We start from the raw sequence: 22,550 nt of genomic DNA, 5'->3' as shown, positions 1-22,550 counted from the left end.
GCGCCCCTTCCTCACTCTGTCAGCCCCTCCCCGGGCCTGGCCTCCTGTCGGTCAACGATCCGGCCGGCCCGGGCCAGACGGTGGGCACCGGCCGCCCGGCCCGGCGGTGATCACGCGGCTTCGCTGTCGAGGCCGTCGCGGAGTTTGGTGAAGTCGACGTCCAGGTGTGGCTCGTACGCATCGGGAATGATGCCGAGTTCATGCGTGGAGTATTCACCGAACCGGTCGATATTCTCCGTGATGTACGGGGAGATCTCCGCGTGGTCTTCGGGCTCGATCTTCCATCCCTACCAGGAGGTGTCGCCGAGCTCCTTGTGTCGGGTGATCCGGTCGGTCGCCGTCAGCGCGTCCGCCGTCACGTCGGCGCGCGGGATACGCCACCGGGTAGCGCCCGGGCTCGTGCAGCAGGGCCACGTCCTCGCTGTCGGCGATCCACACGCCGCCGAAGAGCACGCGCATCCGCCGGCGCAGCCGCTCGGCGAACAGCAGCCGCTCGGGCAGGCCGCTGTGCGACCCGGCGTCGGCCAACGGCGACGCCGTCGGCGGTGCGGTCTCATCCAGCAGAGTCGTCCGGTGTTCGGAAAATTCATGACCGGGAACGCTGAGGGCATGGCCGGTTTCCGGCCCCGCCCACTCAGGAGAAGCGCGATGGCGACGCTACTGTCGGTGAATGTCGGTATGCCCAAGGACGTTTCCTGGCAGGGCAGGACCGTCCACACCGGAGTATGGAAGAAGCCCGTCCGAGGCCCCCGGATGGTGCGGCGGCTGAATATCGACGGTGACGGTCAGGGCGATCTGGCAGGTCACGGCGGAGAGTACCGGGCCGTGCTCGTATACCAGCTGGAGTCCTACCGGTACTGGCGAGAGCACCTTGAACGTGACGACTTGCGGTTCGGCCACTTCGGAGAGAACTTCACCGTCGACGGGCTCGCCGACGACGAGGTGTGCATCGGCGACCGCTACCGGGTGGGCGAAGCCGAGTTCGAAGTCACCCAACCACGGGTCACCTGCTACCGGGTCGGGATGCGTCTGGGGCTGCCCGCCATGGCTTCCCTGCTGGTCGCCCACCACCGTCCCGGCTTCTATTTGCGAGTCATCACCGAAGGCCGTGTCCAGGCCGGCGACGAGATCATCCGTACCCGGATCGGCCCGGGCGCGCTCAGCGTCGCCGACATCGACGCCCTGCTCTACCTTCCCGGCCGCGATCCGGTGAAGCTGCGCACCGCGCGGTCCATCCCGGCCCTCAGCCCAGGCTGGCAGCAGTCCTTCCGCGAGATGGCGGAAGCCGACGAGCACCCGGCGGCCCCGGCAGGGCCCGACAAAGAGATCACGGGATGGCCCGGGTTCAAACCGCTGCGCGTCGCCCGTATCGTCCCCGAGACACCCACTGTTTCCTCGTTCTACCTCGAACCCACCGACCGGCAGCCACTGCCCGCGGCCCGACCGGGCCAGTACCTGGCAATCCGCGTCACCGACAGCTCTCCGCCCGCTCCCGTGCGCAGCTACTCACTGTCTTCCGGGCCGGGAATGGGTTCCGCGCCAGGAGCGGACAGTTACCGCATCAGCGTCAAGCGCGAGGCCCACGGCCTGGTCAGCACCTATCTCCACACCGAAGTGCGCCCGGGGACGCTTCTGGACGTCGCGAGCCCCAGAGGGGACTTCGTGCTCGCGGAGGACACCAGCCCGGTCGTACTGCTCTCCGCCGGCATCGGCGTCACGCCCGTACTCGCCATGCTGCACCGACTGGCCTCCGACCGTGAGCCGCAGCCCGTGTGGTGGATCCACACGACACGCAACCGCGAACAACACGCCTTCGCCGACGAAGCCCGCCACCTTTTGGCCCAACTGCCCGACGCGCACCCGCACATCTTCTACACCGCGCCGCCTGACCGGGCCCGGGCCGAGCGACAAACGCACATCACGTACGGGCACCTCGTCCCTGAAGCCCTGGCCGCCCTGAGGATTCCGACCGACGCCGACGTCTACCTGTGCGGGCCGGAATCCTTTATGACCGACCTCAGCAAGGCCCTACAGGACCTCGGCCTCCCTCCGGACCGTATCCACACCGAACTGTTCGGCGCCCGGGCCTCCATCAACCCAGGCATCGCAGCCACAGCCGCAGCCGCCACGCGCCCGCACCAGCCTCCCGGCCCGCCCGGCTCCGGCCCTCTTGTCACATTCACCCGCAGTGGCATCTCCGCGCCCTGGTCAGCGGTTTACAACTCCCTGCTGGAGCTCGCCGAAGCATGCGACATCCCCACGCGGTGGTCCTGCCGTACCGGCGTCTGCCATACGTGCATCACGCCACTCGTCTCCGGTGACGTCGACTACACCACGCCGCCGCTCGAACCGCCCGAGGCCGGCAACGTCCTCATCTGCTGCTCCACGCCCGCCGGCGAGGTGCTCGTCGACCTGTGAGTGGTCGACCTGTGAGGTTGTGTGTCACAGCCTGTGAGTGGGCGCCTCACAGCCCTGCGGACACCGCGACCACATGCTTGCCCACGATGCCTCCGCGCTCGAACGCCTGGTGCGCGGCGGCGATGTCCGCGAGCGGATACACACTGTCGACCACGGGCCGCAGAGCGCCCGAAGTGACATGGTCGGCCAGATCGCGCAGCACGGCGGTGCCGGGATTGGCGCTGAAGGTACGGATACGGCGAGGACCGTACACACTCGACGCCGCGATCGCGGCCAGGGCGGAGGGCGACAGACCGACGGTGACCATCCGGCCGCCCTTGGCCAACCGGCTTCGGTAGCAGTTCAGTTCCGTGCCGACCGTGTCGACGATGACGTCGAACGGCCCGATCCGGTCCGAGGTGGTGGAGCCGTAGTCGAGAACCTCGTCGGCACCCAGACCGACAAGGATCTGGGCATGCCGGTCGCGGGCCAGCGCGGTCACATGGCAGCCCAGCGCATGAGCCAGCTGCACGGCGGCCGTGCCGACTCCGCCTGCCGCACCACGGACCAGGACCCGTTCCCCGGTCGCAAGGTGCACACTGTCGCGCAGCGCGATCAGCGCCGTCGCGCCCGCGACCACCAGAGAGGCCGCGTCAACCGCCGAGACGCCCGCCGGAGCGGGTCCGATACGGTCCACCGGGACCACGACGTACTCCGCAGCGCCACCGGTGATGTGCCGCTCCCGGGGATGCACCATGCCCCACACCCGCTCCCCGGCCCGGAATCCCTCGACACCGGCGCCGGTCGCGACGATGGTGCCCGCGAAGTCCAGGCCCACACCGATCGGGAACCGGCGTCCCGATACGAACTTCAGCTCGCCGGAGCGGACGATCACATCGTGCCCGTTCACACTGGACGCCTCGACCGACACCAGGACCTCACCCGCGCCCGGAGCGGGGCGGTCGACGTCGTTGACCCGCAGGACATCCGATGTGCCGTAACTCGTGATCTGAGCGGCCTTCATATCGCTGTTCCTTCCGTGGACGGCCCTCGTGACGGCCCTCGTGACGGCCCTCGTGGACGGCCCTCATGGACGGCTTCCCTGAAGGGCTTCCGCGGAGAGCTTTCGTGGATCCGATCCTGGGCCCTGCTCACGGCAGCACGGTCGTTCGCTCTTTCCTGGGACTGCCGGACCCACCCTCACGGGCCGGGCCCGGGGCATACTGCTGCCGTGACCGACGACGCGCTCGCCCTGACCGACGATCCCCGGCGCGAACTCGCCGAGTTCCTGCGCACCCGCCGAACCCGGCTGCGACCGCAGGACGTCGGTCTGGAACCGGGCCCGAGGCGGCGCGTCGCCGGACTGCGGCGTGAGGAACTGGCCCTGCTGGCCGGTGTGAGTACGGACTACTACCAGCGCATGGAGCAGGGACGCGACGTACGGCCCTCCGAACAGGTCCTGGACGCTCTCGCGCGCGCCCTCAACTTCTCCGCCGAGGAGTCCCGGCACCTGCACAGCCTCGCCACCGCCGCGCGCACTCCCGCCCGCCGCCCGCGCCACCACGTACCGGAGGAGGTACCGCCCACCACGCTGCGGCTGCTGCGTACGACAGCCTCGCCCGCCCTTGTCGTCGGCCGCTTCCTGGATGTACTGGCCTGGAACCCGCCGGCCGGCGCCCTGCTCGGCGAGTTCATCCAACAGCCGTACACCGAGCGGAACCTGCTGTCACTGCTGCTGCACCCGGAGGCCGACCAGGCCTGCCCGGAGCGGGCGGCCACCGTCGCTGAGCTGACCGCGATGCTGCGTACACAGGTCGCCGCCGATCCGGGACACCCGCGCGCCGTGGAACTGGTCGGTGAACTCGCGGTCCGCAGCGATGAGTTCGCCACGATCTGGGCCCGTCACGACGTGGAGGAAACGACACGCGGCCGGATGCGTGTCAACCACCCACTGGTCGGCGAACTGAACCTGGACTGGGACGCCTACCCGATGCCGGGCACCCCCGGCCCCGTGCTCATCGTCTACACCGCGCCCGAGGGCGGCCCCGACGACGAACGACTTCAACTGCTCGCCGCCCTGCTCAACTCGGCACCGGCTGAAGGGCCCGATCGCGGGTGACCACGAAAAACGGATGGTGACCGCCGAAGCACAGCCATCACCATCCGTGCGCGTAGTGAAAGCGCTTCTCCCTCTCCGGTCGGAGAGGACCTAGCTGTATCGACCTAGCGGACGTGGACGAAGACCGGGTTCGAGTAGAACCACAGGTCGTCCCAGGGGCTCTCCAGCCCGTCCGCGAGGGGCTCGGCCTCGTCGGTGCTCGTGCCGCGCACGCGGGCGTAGAGGTCGCTCTCGACGTTGCGCAGGGTGTGCTTGATGACGTACTCCTTGCCCTGCTTGCGCCAGTCGCGCGGGCCGAAGCGCGCCACCACCTTGGTGGTCGGGTTGGTGTCGGTGTCGAGGCTGGCGCTCGGGCCGGTGATCTGACCGGTGATCAGGTCCACGCGGCGGACCTCCGGGCGGTCGCCGTTGCCGTTCTTGCCCTCCAGCGGCCGGAACCGGATCTCGATCTCGACGTCCGTACGGTTGCGGCGGCTGACGGTGAGCGTCTCGCCCATGGCGGCCTCGTCGCCACGGTTGCTCGCCGTGAGATCGAGGCTGGTGACCAGGTCGCCGGTGCCGACCCAGACGCGGCCGTTGCGGAGCCCGTCCATGATGTCGGCGTAGTCCTGCCGGGCCAGCACATGGGTCTTGCTGTACTCGCCCGGCCAGAAGTCGGAGCCGCCGCGCGTCCAGTGCACATGCGAGTCCGAGGTCGCGGTGATCCACCAGCGCCGGCCCTCACCGAGCAGCGAGTCCCAGAGGCCGCCGACACGGGCCGTCATCTGGTCGAAGCCGCCGTGGGTCGGGTAGTTGCCGTAGCCGCCGCGCGCGCCTCCGTTGAGAGGACCGGCCTGGTGACCGGGCGCGCCCTCGAAGCCGACGTAGATCTCCGGCGCGATGTTGTTGCCGTTGCGGAACTCGCGCGGGGTGTCCTGCCCGTACACACCGAGGCCGGTCGCCGACCGCGAGGCGTGGTGGGCGATCACCAGCGGCTTGCGGCGCATGTCCTTCGCGGCCTTCAGGAACTCGATCATCTTGGCCTCGGTGTCACGGCCACGATCGGCGGGGAAGGGATCGTTCTTGGCGAAGCGGCTCTCCAGCTCGAAGAGCTGCTGCGCCTCGTCGCTGTGGTGAGGAATCATCAGCGTGTGGTGGTCCAGTGCCGGGGCGTCGAACTCCATTCCCCAGAACTGGAGTACCTCGGGTACGAGCACACGGGAGCGCAGCAGGTCGGGGTAGGCCTGCTCAAGGTTGACCTTGGAGTGCGTCGGACCGCCGTGGTCGGTGCACATCACCCAGGTGAGACCGAAGTTCTTGGCCATGATCGCGTTGGTGACGATCGGGTAGACCGCGTCGGCGCCCTTGTGGAACGTCGGCGGATTCGTCGACGTGTCGAACTCACCGCTGTACTCCGAGTGCACATGGTGATCACCGGCACGCCACACCCGCTTGCCGGAATCGCCGGACTTCTCCTGCTTGCGGTCGTCATCGTCATGGGCGTACGCCGTACCGGCCGCCACCAGCGGGCTCGCGGCGGCCAACGTCGCCCCCACACCCGCGTACTTGACCAGCCGACGCCGCGAGATCGCCGCCTGCTCGGGATCTTGGATGTTCTTGTCCGTCATGGTGAAGCCTCTCGTTGACAAACGCCGGGGGCGACGGCCGAGTCTCGAAGAACAAACCGAACACAACATGAACAGGGGTCAGGACTACTGAGAACAAAGGAATCTGGCCCCCAGGAGTCGCACCACTGCACTGGCAGGTCACTCGCCTTGTTACTAAAGAACTAAGTTCTATAGTGTGAACGAACGAACGAACCTTCGCGCGATCGATCAGAAGGAGACCGCCGCAGTGGCGTCCCACCGTCGTCCCAAGCAGACCAGCCAGGCCTACACGGCCGTTGTCACGGCGACGGCCGCCGCGGCCGTCGCCATGACGGCACAGTCGGCTTCGGCCGATCCGCTGCCGGACCCCAACAAGAAGGGTGTCCAGGCGCAGATCGACCGGCTGTACGAGGAGGCCACACAGGCCACCGAGAAGTACAACGGGGCGAAGGAGAAAGCCGGTGTCCTGCAGAAGCAGGTGGATGATCTACAGGACACCGCCGCGCGTAAGCAGAGCGATCTCAACGACCTGCGGACCCAACTCGGTTCGATAGCCGCGGCCCAGTACCGGAGCGGCGGGCTCGACCCGTCCGTACAGCTCCTGCTCTCCGCCGATCCGGACGGCTACCTCGACAACGCTTCCGCGCTCGACCAGTTGAGCGCCCGGCAGATCACCGCGCTCCAGCAGTACCAGTCCCAGCAGCGGGATCTCCAGCAACAGCGCAGTCAGGCTTCGGAGAAGCTGAAGGACCTTCAGGAGACCCGCGAGGAACTCGGGGACAGGAAGAAGGAGATCCAGGGCAAGCTCGCGAAGGCGCAACGGCTTCTCAACACCCTCACGGCCGAGGAACGGGCCGAACGGTCCGCCGAGGAGGAGCGCGCCAACCGGTCCAGCGAGCGGGTGCAGCTGGGCAACGAGGCCAGCGCCTCCCAGCGGGCCGCCGCAGCCTTCGAGGCGGCCAAGAGCCGGGTCGGAATGCCGTACGTATGGGGCGCGACGGGACCGAACTCCTTCGACTGCAGTGGGCTGACCTCCTGGTCGTTCCAGCAGGCGGGAGTGTCGATTCCCCGTACGTCGCAGGACCAGGCGAACGTCGGCACCCGGATCAACTCCCTGAGCGCGCTCAAGCCCGGCGACCTCATCATCATGCGCACCGATCTGAGCCATGTCGGTTTCTACGCCGGGAACGGGCAGATCCTCCACTCGCCGAAGCCGGGTGCCCAGGTGCGTTACGAGTCGATCGCCCGGAGCGGTATGCCGTTCATGTGGGGCGTACGCATTGGCTGGACGGCTGGACGGCTGGACGGCTGGACGGCTGGACGGCTGGACGGCTGACCGGGGCCCTGGGAACGCAGGTCAGCCGAGACCGGGAGAGCAGGCGACCAGCAAAGGCAGTACCGGAACCACCGTGGCCACCGCGGCGATCGTCCCCGAGACGGCGGGGTGCGGTGCCCTGCGGGGGATCAGGATCCGCTTCATACGGACCGCGACGTTCCCGCCGCCCAGTGCGAGCGCTCCGCTCGGCACACTGGCCGCCGCCATTTCGTACATCGCGGTGGCGAGTACCTCGTGCGAGTGGCTGCGCAGCGCTCGGTCGTCCGCGGCCATCTCCAGCAGAAGCGCGGTCTGTTCCTTGCCCAGGCGGGCCAGCGGAAGGCAGCGGAAGACGGAGCGGAACGCCTCCATGGCCGCCAGCGCCAGATGGTGACGGCCCGCGATATGGGCACGCTCGTGCTCCAGAACGGCGTCGAGCTGTTCCGGCGACAGCTCACGGAGTGCGGCGTCGCTGATGACGATCCGAGGGCGGCGTCCCGGCAGGCAGTAGGCGGCGGGCCTGTCGTACGGCAGTACGGTGGCGCGCAACCGTGCCGAGTGACGGCCCACCAGATCCACGGTGTCCCTGTGCCGGTTCCGCAGGCGTCGTGCGCGTACGAGGTGGAACGTGAAGCTCGCGGCCAGCACCGAGAAGACGGCGCTCGGCAGTGCGATGGCGAGTAGGTCCGCCGTACCGGGATCGGGCCGGCCCGTGCCCAGGTGCAGACCGCAGGAGTGCAGGACGCCCACGAGTCCCGCGTGCAGGTGCTCGGTCGGTACGGCCAGGCCGACCGCGGCGAGCGCGACCGCGGTCGAGAACGAGACCGCCAGCGCGTGCCACACCACCGCTCCCAGCACAGGAATCCGGTGGGGCCAGGCACTGCGCAGCAGCAACGGAGGCACGACCACGCCGACCACCACCGCGTAACCGATCAGCGCGGGAACCGTGTTCACGGCTTGGCCTGTCGTCCCACGCTCCGCAGCGCCTTGCGGAGGGCGTCGATCTCCTCGGCGGTCATGTTCTCCACGAAGTGCATCAGTGCCGCCGGGCGGTCGCGGCTGATTCCCAGTCCGTCTTCCATCAGCGCGGCGGCGTACGCCTCCCGGCTACGCGCCGGTCGGTACAGCCAGGCTCGTCCCTGTCGGTTGTCGCGCAGCAACAAGCCCTTGGTGAACAGGATGTTGGTGACGGTCATCACCGTGGTGTACGCCACGGGCCGGGTCTCATTGATGTCGTCGACGATCTCGCGCACCGTGGCCGGACGGTCCCATGTCCACAGGCGGTCCATGATCTCCGCCTCAAGATGCCCCAGCCGCCGCATGGCCCTTGTCTTCCTCTCTTCCTTCCGCCACCGAGTACGCAGAGCCATAGTAGGCGCGGGCGGGGCCACCTGGTGTTCGACCACCATGACGCGGTCACCGCGGTCACCGCGGTCACCGCGGTCACTGCGGACCTCGCGGAGCAGGGCCCCGAACCGCTCTCCGCGTTGCCGCTCTTGCGGGCTCAAAGGGACTCTCCCCATGCCTGTGATACTAATACCGGTATAAGTATTGGGTAGCCGCATCGCAGGGAGTCACGACACATGGTGGAGATCAAGACCGACACGGCACTGGAGGCGATGCGTGAAGCCGGACGCGTCGTGGCCGAGGCCCTCGCAGCCGCCCGCCGGTCGGCAGCCGTGGGGATCCGCCTGCGCGAGCTCGACGAAGCCGCCCGCACCGTCCTGGCCAAGGCCGGGGCGCGTTCTCCGTTCCTGGGCTACCAGCCCTCCTTCGCCCCCACCCCCTTCCCGGCGGTCATCTGCGCCTCCGTCAACGACGCCCTCGTACACGGCATCCCCGACGACTACCGCCTGCGCGACGGCGACCTGGTCAGCATCGACTGCGGAGCCGAACTCGACGGCTGGACCGGCGACGCCGCGATCAGCTTCACCGTCGGCACCCCCCGTCCCGCCGACCTCGAACTCATCGCCGCCACCCAGCAGGCACTGGACGCCGGCATCGCCGCCGCCACCGTCGGCCACCGCATCGGAGACATCTCCCACGCCATCAGCACCGTCGCCCGCACCGCCGGCTGCGGCATGCCGACCGACTTCGGCGGCCACGGCATCGGCCGCCAGATGCACGAAGACCCCCACGTCTCCAACCACGGACGACCCGGCCGCGGCTTCCCTCTGCGTCACGGCCTCACCCTCGCCATCGAGCCCATGCTCATGGCCGGAGGACACAACGACTACCGCACCGACCCCGACGGATGGACCCTGCGCACAATCGACGGCAGCCGCGCCGCCCACATCGAACACACCATCGCCATCACCCAGAACGGCCCCCGCATCCTCACCCTGCCCTGACCCCGAACCCGAATGGCCCCGCGCTCGGCCGCGATCCGGTGTTCTCCCAGGCGGAGAGGGAGGGCTTGGCGTGCGTCGGATACGGAGAGGGCACCCAGGCTGAGCAGTTGGGCGCCGTCACGGGCATTCAGGCTGGTCATCCGGTTGCGGCTGGTGATGAGGACGAGGCATCCGGGGCTGCCGGGGAGGAGCGGCCGTATCTGGCGGGTGTCGCGGGCGCTGTCGAGCACGACAAGGACGCGCCGTCCGGCCGGCAGGCTGCGGTAGAGGGCGGTCTGTTCGTGCAGATGCTTCGGGTGCCGCTCCGCTTCGATGCCGCTTGTGGTGTCCACGGGCTGGGACGGATCGGCCTCGGCGGTGGCCGGTCGGCCCTTCAGGACCTGCTCAACGGTTCGGTGCTCCGGCCCGTTTCCGGTCGTTCTCCGGCGGCGTGGTCGGCCAGTTCCCGGAACCGGAGCAGGTCCAGTTCTTCCGTCGTGGTGGCCGGTACGGCTGTTTGTACACGTTGTGGTTCCGCTGCCCGGACAAGTAGCGGGGCAGGACACCGCTGAAGCGGTGCGAGTGATTCATGGCCGCCATGGCAGGCAGGAGGGCGGGCCCGGTCGCGGGATGCCGTGCGGGCCGGTCTCGGTGAAGGGGAGAGCGCGCAGTCACCGGAACAGGGTGTCCGCGTCCTCACCGGGCAGGGCCGCGAAGCAGATCCACGGTCGTGGTGTGGGCGTGGGCGCAGATTTCCAGGGCGTTGCGGTGGGCCGGCGAGGGCACTTCGTCGACGAGGTGTTCCAGCAGGGTGGCGTAGATGTCCTCGGGTGGCTGCCAGTTCAGGGTGTTCGTCCGGTTCTTGACCGCGACCTCCGCGGCGAGGGACAGCGCGAGGGGATGGCCGCCCGCGAATCCGATGAGCGCGGAGTGCAGTGGGGGCGGCACCTGTCGCGACGTCAGCAGCGCGGTCGCGTCCGAGGGCGGCAGGTTGCGCAGGGCGATCACGTGCAGTGCCTGTGCCCATCCGGGATCGGCCTGCCAAGGGAGGCCGGGCGGCTCGGGCGGCTGTCTGCCCGCGATCACGACGAGGGCCTCGGCTGGCAACCGGGGCAGGAAGTTCTCCCGCAGCCACGTCTCCAGGCCCTGGCACTGCTTGAAGGTGTCGATCAGCAGGACGGGCCGTTCGTCATCGAAAGCCGCTGCCGCCTCGGCTTCGATGCTCTCCGGGGACAGGCCCAGGGAACGCCCGTCGATCCGGATGAGGGTCCGCCCTGCTGAGCGCGCCAGGCCGGCGAACCTCCGCAGCAGGCTGGATTTGCCGATTCCTCCCGGTCCGTGGACGAACAGTACGGCGAAGGAATCCGGTTTACCGTCCAGGGCCGAGCCGAACTGGTCCAGTTCCTGGGCGCGGCCCACGAAGCCGCGCTCGCGAGCGTGGCTGAGCCGCTGTCCGAGGCTGGAGGGCGGGTTCATGGATCCGGTCACCGGCTCGCCGGGCGACCGGTCCGCCGGGATGCGTCCTCGGGCAGGGCACGCAGGGCGATGTCGACGACTCGGGTGAGGTCCTCGGGGGTGGAGCCGGCCGCGGCGTGTACGGCCAGTCCTTCGGAGAGGACCATGATGAAGCGGGCGAGGTCGTCGGGCCTGGTTCCGGGGGCGAGGTCGCCTTCCCGGGCGGCCCGGTGGAACCTCTCGCTCATGGCGCGTTCCCCGGCCTGGCGAGAGCGGGCGAGAGTGAGGGAGACGTCGGCGTTGTCCGGTCCGCAGGCCAGACCGCCCTGGAGGGAGAAACAGCCGAGCGGACGGTCCCGGGCGGTGACGGCCACCACGTTCTCCCGAAGGAAGGTCTCGGCGACCTGACGCGCGGCCGGCGCGGCGAGGGCGCGGCCCGCGTAGGCCATGACGGTCTCGGCGTACCGGACCAGCGCGAGTTCGAAGAGCCGGCGCTTGTTGCCGTAGGCCGCGTACATGCTGGTCCGGCTGATCCCCATGGCGTTGGTCAGGCCGGTCAGCGTGGCGCCCTCGAAGCCGTGCCGCCAGAAGACCAGCATGGCGCGCTCCAGCGCCCGCTCGGAGTCGAAACCGCGCGGCCGACCGATCGGTGACTGCGTGTCGGTACCCATGGCCACACGATACACACATCAGTACTCATCGGTACACAATGCGTCCGTCATCGTGCGGGCCGCCGTGGGTCAACCGGGCGATACCGGGGGCCAGTTCAGCAGTGCGGTGTCGGCGATCTGCTGGAGGTCCTCGCGGCAGACGCCGCCGGCCGCCTGTACGGAGATGCCGTACGCGAACGTGGTCACGTAGCGCGCGAGGTGGGCCGGGTCGGCGTCCGGGGGCAGGTCGCCGCCGGCCTTGGCCTGTTCGAAGCGTTCGCGGACGGCCTTCCCGCCGTCCTGGCGCCAGGCGATCAGTGCGTCACGGGCGCTGTGCGCCGGTTCGCCGGCGGCCAGCGCGCCCTGCACGCCCATGCATCCCGCCGGGCGGTCCGGGCGGGTCGTCGCGTGGACCGCCCCATGGAGAAGTGCCTCCGCCACCGCCTGTGCGGTCGGTTCCTCCAGCGCCTTGGCCACATAGCTCGCCGGGCCCTGCGTGTAGCGGTCCAGGGCCTTGTGGAAGAGCTCCTCCTTGTTGCCGTAGGCCGCGTACATGCTCGTACGGGTGATGCCCATGGCCTTGGTCAGGTCGGTCAGCGTGGCGCCCTCGTAGCCCTGCTCCCAGAACACCATCAGCGCGCGGTCCAGCGCCTTGTCGGCGTCGAAGCCCCGCGGCCGGCCCATCACTGACTTCTGCTTGCTGTCCATAAACACCAGTATACCCACATCGGTACCGACCGGTACTCAAGTGGGGCGAGGTCGTGCTACCGTCCACTTCAGTACCGATCGGTGCGTAAGTTTTACCAGATCAGCCAGAGGATCGGCCTGGCTACGCCATGCCCGGTTCCGGCGATGAGGAGAAGGAATTTCCATGGGACAGCTCGAAGGCAGGACCGCCGTCGTCACCGGCGGCACCACCGGCATCGGCCTGGCGACCGCGGTCCGTCTGGCGTCCGAGGGCGCGCACGTGTTCATCACCGGGCGGCGCAAGCCCGAGCTGGACGCCGCTGTGGAGACCATCGGTGCCAACGCGACCGGGGTCCAGGGGGACGTATCGGTGCTGGGAGACCTCGACCGGCTCTACGAGACGGTGCGCGGCCAGGGCCGCAGGATCGATGTGCTGTTCGCGAATGCCGGCGGCGGCTCGTTCACCACACTGGAGCAGGTCACCGAGGACCACTTCGACCAGACGTTCAACATCAACGTCCGGGGTCTGCTGTTCACCGTGCAGAAGGCGCTGCCACTGCTCAACGACGGCGCTTCGGTCATCGTGCCCGGCTCGACCACCGCCACGACCGGCACCGAGGCGTTCGGCGTCTACGCGGCCTCCAAGGCCGCCGTCCGCTCCTTCGCCCGCACATGGGCCAACGAGCTCAAGGGGCGCGGGATCCGGGTCAACGCCGTCACTCCCGGGCCGATCGACACCCCCGGAATCGCCGGCCTGGCCCCCGACGAGGAGCAGGCGGCCGGCCTGAAGGGCTTCCTCGCCGGCCAGGTGCCCCTGGGTCGGATGGGCCGCCCCGACGAGATCGCCAACGCGATCCTCTTCCTCTCCACCGATCAGAGCAGCTTCATCACCGGAGCCAATCTCTACGTCGACGGCGGCCTCAACCAGATCTGACCCTCAGTCAGGTTCCGCCCTTTTCGGGCGGTGCCGGTGCGTTCGGCGGCAGCGGGCGCGCCGGCACCGGCCCGGCACCACTCGACACCCCTCCGACAGAACCCCTCCGACAGAACCCCTCTGACACACCCCTCCGACAGACAACGGCGTACAGGCGCGGTCAGGAGCATGCGGCATGAACGTGGGACGCGTAGGAATCTGGAGCGTGGAGCTGCGGCTCGGCGACCCCGGTGAGATCAGCGAGCGGGCCGCCGAGCTCGACGAACTGGGCTGGGGAGCCTTGTGGATCCCCGGCCTGGGCGGAGGCGACATCATCGGCGACAGCGAACGGCTGCTGCGGGCCACTCGCATCCTGACCGTGGCCACCGGCATCCTGAGCATCTGGCGGCACGACGCCGAGGAGACAGCCGCCGGTCACCACCGGCTCCAGCAGACCTACGACCGGCGGCTGATCACCGGCCTCGGCGTGAGCGATCCCGTCGTCGCCCAGCAGGCCGGCCGCCCCTTCCGCCCGGTCGCCGACATGAACGACTATCTCGACCAACTCGACGCCTCCGCAACGCCCTTGCCCGCAGGCGAACGGATCCTGGCGGCACTAGGGCGTGTTTCAGAAGTCCCGTCTGCCTCGCGACGTCCGGCACGCACGCTCGCTGCGTTGTCGGAGTCGCCCGAGTACGTCCAGTACACGGGCGATCCTCCGCCTTGCGATCGCACGCACCGGACGCCGCGAGGCCCGCCCTGCGGGCGGACGACGCTACTTCTGGAACACGCCCTAGGCCCCAGACTCCTCGACCTGGCCGCGCGCCGCACAGCGGGCACCCACACCTTCCTGGTCACGCCAGAATCGACGGCCGCCACACGGCAGTTGCTCGGCCCGGCCGCCGCCCTCGCGCCGTACCAGGCAGTCGTCCTGGACACGAACCCCGACACGGCCCGGGCCACCGCGCGCGGATTCCTCGGCCCGTTCATCGGCATGGCCCACTACGCCCGCAGCCTGCGCCGCCAGGGCTTCACGGACACCGATCTCGCCGACGGCGGCAGCGACCACCTCATCGACAGCGTCGTCGCCTGGGGCGACACCGAGGCCATCGCCCGACGCGTCCAAGCACACCACGACGCGGGCGCCGACCACGTCGCCCTCCACGTCCTCACCGCCAACGGCGGCTTCCCGCGCACCCAATGGCGCGAACTGGCTCCCCTGACCCGATGACCCACTGACCCGACCAGCCCGACGCCGGCGGGCCTGCCGCACCGGCGATCCACCACCCCACCACCCCGTCACCCCAGCAACCCACCCCCCCCCACATCCCACACGCGAAGGACTCCCGTGCCCACCGGCCCATCAGCTCTCCGGCGCCCAAGCCGCCACCGGCTCCTCCTGCTCCTCACCGCCGTCCTGCTGAGCACGGCCTCCCTTGTCGGGGCCACACTCGGCGCGTCGGCCACCGTCCCGGCTCGGGCCACCGCGCCGACCTCCGCCTCCCACACACCGACCTCCCAGGCACCGGGCTCCCAGGCACCCGCCTGCGTTGACCCGGAAAAGCCACTCAGTCCGGGATACGACGCCGCCACCAAGCGCGACACCGCGTTCAACAAGAACTTCCGGCACTGCTTCACCACCGTCAACGGCGTACAGATGCACTACGTCATCGGCGGCCACGGACCCCGGACCACCGCCCTGCTGCACGGCTGGCCCGAGAGCTGGTACGAGTTCCGCGGCATCATGCCCTCGCTGCTGCCCGGCCGTACCGTCATCGCTGTCGACCTGCCCGGCCTCGGTGACTCCACCGGCAATCCGCCCTCCTACACCAAGCAGACGCTCGCCACCTACACCCACCTGCTGCTCGACAAGATCGGCCACCGACAGGGCGTACGGTTCATCGCCCATGACTTCGGCGTCGGCGTCGCCTATGCCCTCGCCGCCCAGTACCGACAGCAGGCAGCGGGGCTGTTTCTGATGGACTTCCCCCTCGTCGGCAAGAACCTGAAGTTCTCCGACATCCAGCCGCTGGAGTGGCACTTCTCCTTCAACCTCCAGCAGCCGCTGGCCGAGGATCTGGTCACCGGCCGGGTCAAGACCTTCCTCACCTACTTCTACCCGACCCAGTCCCACACCCCCCGGCCTGTCCCCGACAACGAGATCGCCGAGTACACCCGGGTCTACTCCCGCCCCCAGGTCCTCCACGCCGGCTTCGAGCTGTACCGCACCTGGACCCAGGACCAGGCCGACAACACCCGCCTGCAAGCCACACCGCTGACCATCCCGGTCCGCCTCCTCACCCAGGACGGCTTCGCGCCTCTGCTCCTGTCCGCCGTACAGGACACAGCCCCCGCAGCCACCGGAACCGACATCCCCGGCGCCGGACACTGGCTCCTCAGCGAAGCACCCCGGCAAGTCCTCTCCGAGGTCAACGCCTTCTACCCCGCCCACTGAACCACGCGGAAACCCAACCCCGGAAAACCAGGTCCGGACAGAGGCGAACCTCTGTCCGGACCTGGTCGCTGCTTCCGCACGAGCACGATGTCGCGCTCTCAAGGCCGTCTTCTCGTGCGTGTCGGGACAGCCCTCAGTAGCCACTCTTGCTACTGTCCGCTTCGCGCAAATCGCCCATAAGGGGGTGATTCGAGTCGGGTGGCAGTCGAGAGGACACGGACTATGAACGACTTTTCCCGTCGCAGAGTGCTCAAGGCGACGGCGGCTGCCGGCGCCGGCGCGGTCGTCGTCTCGGGTGTCGAGCCCACCGAGGTCTCAGCCGCGAGCGCCGTGAATGCCGGGGCTGAGGGTGTCGGGGCGGAGGGTGCGACGTGTGCGCCGGCGAGGCTGACCGGGCGCATCGTCCGCCCGAACGACCCGAACTACGCGGACGCCAGCCAGGGCTGGGACGAGTTGTTCGTGCACTATCCGCTGGTCATCGTCTTCGCCCAGAACACCCAGGACGTCGTCAACGCCCTCACGTGGGCGCGGCAGCACAACGTCGCGCTGCGGGTGCGCAGTGGCCGCCACAGTCTCGAGGGCTGGTCGAATGTCGACAACGGCATCGTGATCGACATCAGTGAGCTGAAGTCGGCGCACATCAACGCCCAGGCCCGTACGGCCACTGTGGGCGCCGGCCTCAACCAGTTGGAAGCGGTGACGACGCTCGCGAAGAAGAACTTCGCGGTGACGACAGGCACGGAGGGCACCGTGGGCCTCGCCGGTGCCACCCTCGGCGGCGGCCTGGGTTTCCTCACCCGCTATCTCGGCATGGCCTGCGACAGCCTGATCGGCGCCGAGGTCGTCGTGCCGGAGGGCGCCGTGTGCGCCAAGGTGATCAAGACGGATCTGGATCACAACTCCGACCTGCTGTGGGCACTTCGCGGCGCGGGCAACGGCAACTTCGGGATCGTCACCTCGCTCACCTACAAGGTGGCCCCGCTCAAGAGCGTCACCTATCTGACGGCCACGTGGGACGGGCTCGGAGACCTGCACAGGGTGTTCGACGCCTGGCAGCGTACGGCCCCGGTCACCGACAACCGCATGGGCACCCAACTGGAGATCCACCCGAACCGGATCCTGCTGTTCGCGGTCCTGGCGGAGGGAACGCCCGCGGAGGCGAAGAAGCTGCTGGCACCGATCCTCTCGATCGGCCGTCCCGAGGTCACCACGCAGGTCGGCAACTGGGGCGATGTGTACGCGAGTTTCCAGACCCCGACCGAGGACGAGCCGGCGAACTGGAAGTTCTTCTCCCAGTTCACGAAGAAGCCGTTCCCGGACGAGGCGATCAGCGTGATCGCGTCGTTCATGCGGGACGCGCCGACGGACGACAGCAACTTCTTCACCCAGGCGTTCGGCGGTGCGGTCAGGAAGGCTCCGCGTGGCGGCACGTCGTTCCCGCACCGCGACGCGCTGTTCTACTCCGAGCCGGGCGCGGGCTGGGGCAAGCGCGGTGTGCCGGGCAGCGGCGACGAACTGACCGCACAGGCCCAGGCGTGGATCGCGGAGTTCAGCCAGGCACTGCGGCCTTACGTAGACGGTGCTTACGTCAACGTCCCCAACATCGGCATGCAGGACTGGGAAACCGCCTACTGGGACGGCAACTTCGACCGCCTGCGCCAGATCAAGCAGAAGTACGACCCCCGCAACGTCTTCCAGTACGAGCAGAGCATCCCGCCGGCCTCCTGCTGAACGGCAACGCCGAAGCCCCCTCCCGGACGGTGAGGGGGCTTCGGCGTATCCAGCCGCCAAGTGCGGGCCGTCGGAGGCAATGCCCGGTGTGCGGGTGCCGCCGGCGTCGACCGTGACGACGATCAGCTTGTCGAACTGACGTGAACTCGGCCCGGTGAAAGGGGGCTGTCCAAGAGGGCTCCGACGCCGTGATCACACCAGCCACATCAAGATCATCCCACTCGGGACCAGCAGGGCGGTTCTCAGCACGGAACCAGGCCGCCGTGAACCACGTCGTGATCTGGAATGCGCGACCGGAAGCGCACGGACGACAAAGGGGGGCGGGGTGGACCGGCGAACCCGATGCCGTATCAAAGTGGCAGTGTGGGCCGCGATGGTGACTTGCACGACTACCGCCCTCACGGGCTGTATCGCCCAGGGAGAGCAGGCGGCACCGGAACCAGGCCCTGCGGCGGTCGACGTCACCGTGGTACGCGGCGACCAGACGTACCCCCTGACCGCCCGGATCACTGGTTGGGAGGTGCGACCGCACCCCCAGACCTCCGAGGGCACGGACTGGCTGCACTTCACCTATAGCGCGACTCAGACGGGACCTCTGCCGGTCGTTTCAGTGGAAATTCCGGTGTGCGCGGTAGACGCTGCGGACGTCGTGCTGATCTGCAGCACCCTCGTCTTGAACGAAGCGCTCTCTGCCTACGACACACACCAGGTGGCAGACGGCGACACCTGGACGGGCCTCGGCCCCGATGCGAACGTAGCCCGCGTTCTCTTCCTCCCTGACGACCTGCATCGTGGTCCGCACGCCGGCGACCCCAAGGATGATGACGGGTACGTTCCGCCCCGCATTCCAGAGCCCGGCGAACGGCTGCACACTCTCTGAACCCCTGGGTAACTACGCGCCATCAGGACCAGTTACGGGACAGCCCTTACGAGCTCGTGCATGGTTGGTGGTGGCGCGTCGAGGGCCGCGGACGGGGTGTTGTGTTCAGGTTCGCGTACCGCTGTCCTGGGTGCCTGTCTGTTGGTGGGAGAGCAGCCCGGCGATGGCTCGGATGATGTCACTCATGTGCTCGTGTCGGCCGTGATGGCGCGAGAGGGCCGCCAGTTCTTCAAGTGGCCGATGCCGTGCTCGACGCGGATACGGCGTGAGGAGTGCGCCTTGCGCCGCTGTTCGTGGATCTCCTCGTACCAGTCCGGCGCGTTCTTCTTGAACTTGCGATGCGGCGGCGTCACCACGCGGCCGCCGGTTTGCGCTCCCAGCCCCTGATATCCGGCGTGGGCGAGGACCTCCATAGCGGGCCCGTCGGCCAGCAGCCTGACGAGGCCCAGCCGACGGGCATGGGTGATGTCCGCGGTGCCGGCCGGCACGGCCGGGCTGCAGAACACAGCCGTCCCTCGGCGTCCGTGACAACCATGGATTTCACGGCGTTCTGCTTGTTCTTCCTGGAGATGAACCTCTTCCGGTCCTTGCGCCCGGCCGCCGGGCGACGAGCGGCGCCAGCAGCCGGTCGATGAAGACCAATTTGTGCTTCGCTCCGCCACCCACGGGCCGCTTCCTGGCACGGGCCGCGAGCGCGGCCTGGTGCCGCTCGTGCCACAACGGACCTATCTCCGTGATGAGTTCAGCGAGCACCTCGGGCGTCAGCCCCGTGATCTGCTGACTTCGAATGATCGCTGCACGTGCCCTGATCCCCACCACGAAAACCATGATTAACGATCAAGATCCCGACGCGCCACCACCAACCATGCACGAGCTCGTAAGGCGCGCTTTCGGCCGCTCGTCCTGTTCGCGGTCTTCTTCTTCGCCATGGTCTTCTTTTCCGGCATCTCGTGAATGGTGCCCTCGCCGTCGCTGTGCAACTCCTACGCCTGCCGCACCGATGCCTCCAGGGCCGCCATTTAGGCACCAGGACCGGCGCTCGTAAATCAGGTCTCCAGTGACCGTGAAAGGGATCTTTTAAGCGTCTTCCCGAATTTTTGCTGGCAGGGGGGCTCGCCGGATGATTCCAGCGGGCCCCCCCGTTTCCCTTGATGGCTCACTCAGCAGACATGACATCGGCTCAGCACACGTAAAGGCTGCCGCCATTGTCGAGGTTGCCGTCGTACACCCAGCCCTGGGCTCCGCTCGCGCGAACCGTCACCCAGGTCCAGGTGTTTCCGACCTCGTTGACCGTGTAGCAGTGATAATCAACTGGCCTGCTGCCGACGGGATTGCTGCCGCAGGTGTCGTGGGGGCCGCTGCGGCGCAGCGTATTGGTGCTGACCGTGTTGCCGCCGCCGGGGTCGATGTCCCTGTGGGAGTGGGAGGAACAGGTTGCTGCTCCACTGGGATTCCAGTTGGGCGGTTCACCGATGCCGGTGCCCTGGGCCAGGGCTGGGGGTGCGGTCAGTGCTGCGGCCAGAAATGTCAGGGAAGCGAGACCGATCCAATTTCTCATGGTGATCCTTCCTGAACAGTAGCCGCCGCCCCCATGCGGGGGAACGGCGGTCTCACGTAACACGGAATCCTGTACGTTCCGGTGGCTCCGAACAAGAAGGAATACGGTCACTTGCCCAGTCCCGATCGCTGCCGTTGTGGCCTGTATATGTGTGGACGCATTCCCGCCATTTGTCAGCTCGGAATGCATTGGCTTGATAACACCGGAACGGCCAAAGGATTTGGCTGCCGTTCCCGGGGCCGACGGCATGGCTTACAGGGCCCCTGTGCTTGTTACTGCTTGTTGCTAAAGGAGTTCGCCGGTGATCTTGTGGCCTGGTTACTGGCTGATGGTCTTGTGGGTCGTGGTGGGCGTTGAGCAGTCCGTGAAGTCAACATGCGGCCAGCCCTGTCGTGACGGCGAAGTTCCCGGACACATACCCTCGCCTGTCGACGTCCGTGGCACCTGCCTGATCAAACCAAAGCACCCGCCGCCGTAGGCGGGCGGCCGCCGGCTCAGCGGAGCCCGGTGCAGGTCCATGTGGGCGGCTGCTACATGGCGGGCGGCCTGACCGGGGCCGTCTCGCGAGAGCCCTCGAAGGTGCTGATCAGGTCGGCGTCCGGGGTGGCGCCACCGGTCAGCTTGGCTGTCGGGACGATAAGGCACTTATCACCGGCCTCGGCGACATCGCCGGCGCGGTCCACGGTGCCACGCCGCAGGAGAAGGCCGCCGTCTATCGCAGCCTCGGCATACAGGGCATCTACCACCCCGGAAAACACCTGGTCCGGACAGAGGCGAGCCTCTGTCCGGACCTGGTCACTGCTTCCACATCACCCCGTGGGGTAATGGTTTGTGTCCGAGGGGGGACTTGAACCCCCACGCCCGATAAAGGGCACTAGCACCTCAAGCTAGCGCGTCTGCCATTCCGCCACCCGGACCAGGTGTCTGTCGGGCGGCTCAGGGCCGTTCCGACGTGGAAAACCATAGCAAACAATCGGCGGTGCCCGATCACGGCCGTTGCCGGCCGCTCCGTGTGACGGGCGTATGTCGGGCGGGGAACCGCCTTGGGGTGCGGGGGCCGTACGCGGGAGTATGTGGGGGACCACCAGCACCGACCGTGGGAGTGAGCAGCGTGAGTGAGTCGAACGCGGGCAGGACCGTCTCCGGCGAGGACGAGGTCGTCGACCTCTGCCGCGATCTGATCCGGATCGACACCAGCAACTACGGCGACCACTCCGGACCGGGAGAGCGGGCCGCCGCCGAATATGTCGCCGAGAAGCTCGCCGAGGTGGGCCTCGAACCGCAGATCTTCGAGTCCCACAAGGGCCGTGCCTCGACCGTCGCCCGGATCGAGGGCGAGGATCCCTCCAGGCCCGCCCTGCTCATCCACGGCCACACCGATGTCGTCCCCGCCAACGCCGACGACTGGACGCACCACCCGTTCTCGGGCGAGATCGCGGACGGCTGTGTCTGGGGCCGTGGCGCGGTCGACATGAAGGACATGGACGCCATGACGCTCGCCGTCGTACGGGACAGGCTGCGCAGCGGCCGTAAGCCCCCGCGCGACATCGTGCTGGCCTTTCTCGCCGACGAGGAGGCGGGCGGTACGTACGGCGCGCGGTATCTCGTCGACAACCACCCCGGTCTCTTCGAAGGCGTCACGGAGGCGATCAGCGAGGTCGGCGGCTTCTCCTTCACCGTCAACGAGAATCTGCGGCTGTATCTGATCGAGACGGCGCAGAAGGGCATGCACTGGATGCGGCTGACGGTCGAGGGCACCGCCGGGCACGGCTCGATGACCAATACCGACAACGCCATCACCGAGCTGTGCGAGGCCGTGGGCCGGCTCGGCCGCCATGAGTGGCCGGTGAGGATGACCAAGACCGTACGGTCCTTCCTGGACGAGCTGTCCGACGCGCTCGGCGTCCCGCTCGACCCGGAGGACATGGAAGGCACGCTCGCCAAGCTCGGCGGCATCGCGAAGATGATCGGCGCGACCCTGCGCAACTCCGCCGCTCCCACCATGCTCGGCGCCGGCTACAAGGTGAATGTGATCCCCGGCCAGGCCACCGCCCATGTCGACGGGCGCTTCCTGCCCGGGTACGAGGAGGAGTTCCTGGCCGACCTCGACCGGATCCTCGGTCCTCGGGTCAAGCGCGAGGACGCGCACTCCGACAAGGCCCTGGAGACCAGCTTCGACGGAAGTCTGGTGGACGCCATGCAGAGCGCGCTCCTGGCCGAGGACCCGATCGCGCGGGCCGTTCCGTACATGCTCTCCGGCGGCACCGACGCCAAGTCCTTCGACGATCTCGGGATCCGCGGTTTCGGTTTCGCGCCGCTCAAGCTTCCGCCGGAGCTGGACTTCGCCGGGATGTTCCACGGTGTGGACGAGCGAGTGCCGGTGGACGGACTGAAGTTCGGTGTCCGCGTACTCGACCGTTTCATCGATCAGAGCTGACACAACAGCCGGCGGAGAGTCGGCCGGGAGTCGGCAC

At 68.3% G+C, this 22,550-nt stretch carries 20 protein-coding genes and 1 tRNA gene; 10 read left to right on the top strand and 11 right to left on the bottom strand.

Features of this window, described 5'->3' with window-relative positions:
• The first annotated feature begins 648 nt into the window (after positions 1-648).
• The gene (locus tag ACFV6H_RS09840; protein ID WP_385540217.1) at positions 649-2,418 is read left to right on the top strand and encodes an MOSC domain-containing protein; all 1,770 of its coding nucleotides are present in this window, start codon (positions 649-651) and stop codon (positions 2,416-2,418) included.
• A gap of 46 nt (positions 2,419-2,464) precedes the next feature.
• Here ACFV6H_RS09840 and ACFV6H_RS09835 read toward each other — a convergent pair whose 3' ends face one another.
• The gene (locus ACFV6H_RS09835) at positions 2,465-3,421 is read right to left on the bottom strand and encodes an NAD(P)-dependent alcohol dehydrogenase (RefSeq protein ID WP_385540215.1); all 957 of its coding nucleotides are present in this window, start codon (positions 3,419-3,421) and stop codon (positions 2,465-2,467) included.
• Between the two features lie 207 nt (positions 3,422-3,628).
• On the opposite strand from ACFV6H_RS09835, the gene ACFV6H_RS09830 reads away from it, so the two are divergent.
• A complete protein-coding gene (locus tag ACFV6H_RS09830) occupies positions 3,629-4,516 on the top strand; it encodes a helix-turn-helix transcriptional regulator (RefSeq protein WP_385540213.1) in 888 nt (295 codons plus the stop codon).
• Between the two features lie 104 nt (positions 4,517-4,620).
• Here ACFV6H_RS09830 and ACFV6H_RS09825 read toward each other — a convergent pair whose 3' ends face one another.
• Positions 4,621-6,123: a phosphoesterase gene (locus tag ACFV6H_RS09825; protein WP_385540212.1), complete on the bottom strand. Its 1,503-nt coding sequence runs from the start codon at positions 6,121-6,123 to the stop codon at positions 4,621-4,623.
• A 226-nt stretch (positions 6,124-6,349) separates the two neighbouring features.
• On the opposite strand from ACFV6H_RS09825, the gene ACFV6H_RS09820 reads away from it, so the two are divergent.
• Complete coding sequence (locus tag ACFV6H_RS09820; protein WP_385540416.1) at positions 6,350-7,438, top strand: NlpC/P60 family protein; 1,089 nt, start codon at positions 6,350-6,352, stop codon at positions 7,436-7,438.
• A gap of 21 nt (positions 7,439-7,459) precedes the next feature.
• On the opposite strand, the gene ACFV6H_RS09815 is transcribed toward ACFV6H_RS09820, so the two are convergent.
• A complete protein-coding gene (locus tag ACFV6H_RS09815) occupies positions 7,460-8,371 on the bottom strand; it encodes a M56 family metallopeptidase (RefSeq protein ID WP_385540210.1) in 912 nt (303 codons plus the stop codon).
• Entirely contained in the window at positions 8,368-8,739 is a 372-nt protein-coding gene (locus ACFV6H_RS09810) for a BlaI/MecI/CopY family transcriptional regulator (protein WP_384976666.1), read from the bottom strand. Before ACFV6H_RS09810 ends, ACFV6H_RS09815 begins: the two co-directional genes overlap by 4 nt.
• 261 nt (positions 8,740-9,000) lie before the next feature.
• Here ACFV6H_RS09810 and map point away from each other — a divergent pair, with 261 nt between their 5' ends.
• On the top strand, positions 9,001-9,768 hold the full coding sequence (map, locus tag ACFV6H_RS09805; RefSeq protein WP_384976665.1) for a type I methionyl aminopeptidase: 768 nt from the start codon (positions 9,001-9,003) through the stop codon (positions 9,766-9,768).
• Positions 9,769-10,443: 675 nt separating this feature from the next.
• Here map and ACFV6H_RS09800 read toward each other — a convergent pair.
• From ACFV6H_RS09800 to ACFV6H_RS09790, 3 genes are all read right to left on the bottom strand, one after another.
• A complete protein-coding gene (locus ACFV6H_RS09800; RefSeq protein WP_385540207.1) occupies positions 10,444-11,223 on the bottom strand; it encodes an AAA family ATPase in 780 nt (259 codons plus the stop codon).
• Positions 11,224-11,231: 8 nt separating this feature from the next.
• Complete coding sequence (locus ACFV6H_RS09795; protein WP_385540205.1) at positions 11,232-11,873, bottom strand: TetR/AcrR family transcriptional regulator; 642 nt, start codon at positions 11,871-11,873, stop codon at positions 11,232-11,234.
• 69 nt (positions 11,874-11,942) lie between these two features.
• Positions 11,943-12,560 (bottom strand): TetR/AcrR family transcriptional regulator, encoded by a 618-nt coding sequence (locus ACFV6H_RS09790; protein ID WP_385540203.1) that lies wholly within the window; start codon positions 12,558-12,560, stop codon positions 11,943-11,945.
• Between the two features lie 163 nt (positions 12,561-12,723).
• Between ACFV6H_RS09790 and ACFV6H_RS09785 the strand changes: the two genes are divergently transcribed.
• The 5 genes from ACFV6H_RS09785 to ACFV6H_RS09765 all read left to right on the top strand — a co-directional run bounded on the left by ACFV6H_RS09785 (position 12,724) and on the right by ACFV6H_RS09765 (position 18,518).
• A complete protein-coding gene (locus tag ACFV6H_RS09785) occupies positions 12,724-13,473 on the top strand; it encodes an SDR family NAD(P)-dependent oxidoreductase (protein WP_382865132.1) in 750 nt (249 codons plus the stop codon).
• A gap of 175 nt (positions 13,474-13,648) precedes the next feature.
• Positions 13,649-14,683 (top strand): LLM class flavin-dependent oxidoreductase, encoded by a 1,035-nt coding sequence (locus ACFV6H_RS09780; protein WP_385540201.1) that lies wholly within the window; start codon positions 13,649-13,651, stop codon positions 14,681-14,683.
• Between the two features lie 117 nt (positions 14,684-14,800).
• Complete coding sequence (locus tag ACFV6H_RS09775) at positions 14,801-15,907, top strand: alpha/beta fold hydrolase (RefSeq protein ID WP_385540199.1); 1,107 nt, start codon at positions 14,801-14,803, stop codon at positions 15,905-15,907.
• A 222-nt stretch (positions 15,908-16,129) separates the two neighbouring features.
• Positions 16,130-17,638 (top strand): FAD-binding oxidoreductase, encoded by a 1,509-nt coding sequence (locus tag ACFV6H_RS09770; protein WP_385540197.1) that lies wholly within the window; start codon positions 16,130-16,132, stop codon positions 17,636-17,638.
• Between the two features lie 325 nt (positions 17,639-17,963).
• A complete protein-coding gene (locus ACFV6H_RS09765) occupies positions 17,964-18,518 on the top strand; it encodes a hypothetical protein (RefSeq protein ID WP_385540195.1) in 555 nt (184 codons plus the stop codon).
• Between the two features lie 182 nt (positions 18,519-18,700).
• Here ACFV6H_RS09765 and ACFV6H_RS09760 read toward each other — a convergent pair whose 3' ends face one another.
• The 4 genes from ACFV6H_RS09760 to ACFV6H_RS09745 form a co-directional block, all read right to left on the bottom strand.
• Positions 18,701-19,024, bottom strand: coding sequence for a transposase family protein (locus ACFV6H_RS09760; RefSeq protein ID WP_385540193.1), 324 nt, complete (start codon positions 19,022-19,024; stop codon positions 18,701-18,703).
• Between the two features lie 674 nt (positions 19,025-19,698).
• Complete coding sequence (locus tag ACFV6H_RS09755; RefSeq protein ID WP_385540191.1) at positions 19,699-20,076, bottom strand: hypothetical protein; 378 nt, start codon at positions 20,074-20,076, stop codon at positions 19,699-19,701.
• A 530-nt stretch (positions 20,077-20,606) separates the two neighbouring features.
• Entirely contained in the window at positions 20,607-20,822 is a 216-nt protein-coding gene (locus ACFV6H_RS09750; RefSeq protein ID WP_385540189.1) for a hypothetical protein, read from the bottom strand.
• A gap of 86 nt (positions 20,823-20,908) precedes the next feature.
• A tRNA-Leu gene (locus ACFV6H_RS09745) sits at positions 20,909-20,993 on the bottom strand.
• A gap of 194 nt (positions 20,994-21,187) precedes the next feature.
• On the opposite strand from ACFV6H_RS09745, the gene ACFV6H_RS09740 reads away from it, so the two are divergent.
• Positions 21,188-22,513, top strand: coding sequence for a M20/M25/M40 family metallo-hydrolase (locus tag ACFV6H_RS09740; RefSeq protein ID WP_093602339.1), 1,326 nt, complete (start codon positions 21,188-21,190; stop codon positions 22,511-22,513).
• Positions 22,514-22,550: the final 37 nt, after the last annotated feature.

This window comes from Streptomyces sp. NPDC059743, from assembly GCF_042732975.1.
In the GTDB taxonomy this organism is placed as follows: domain Bacteria; phylum Actinomycetota; class Actinomycetes; order Streptomycetales; family Streptomycetaceae; genus Streptomyces.
This window is presented reverse-complemented; position numbering and strand designations above follow the sequence as displayed.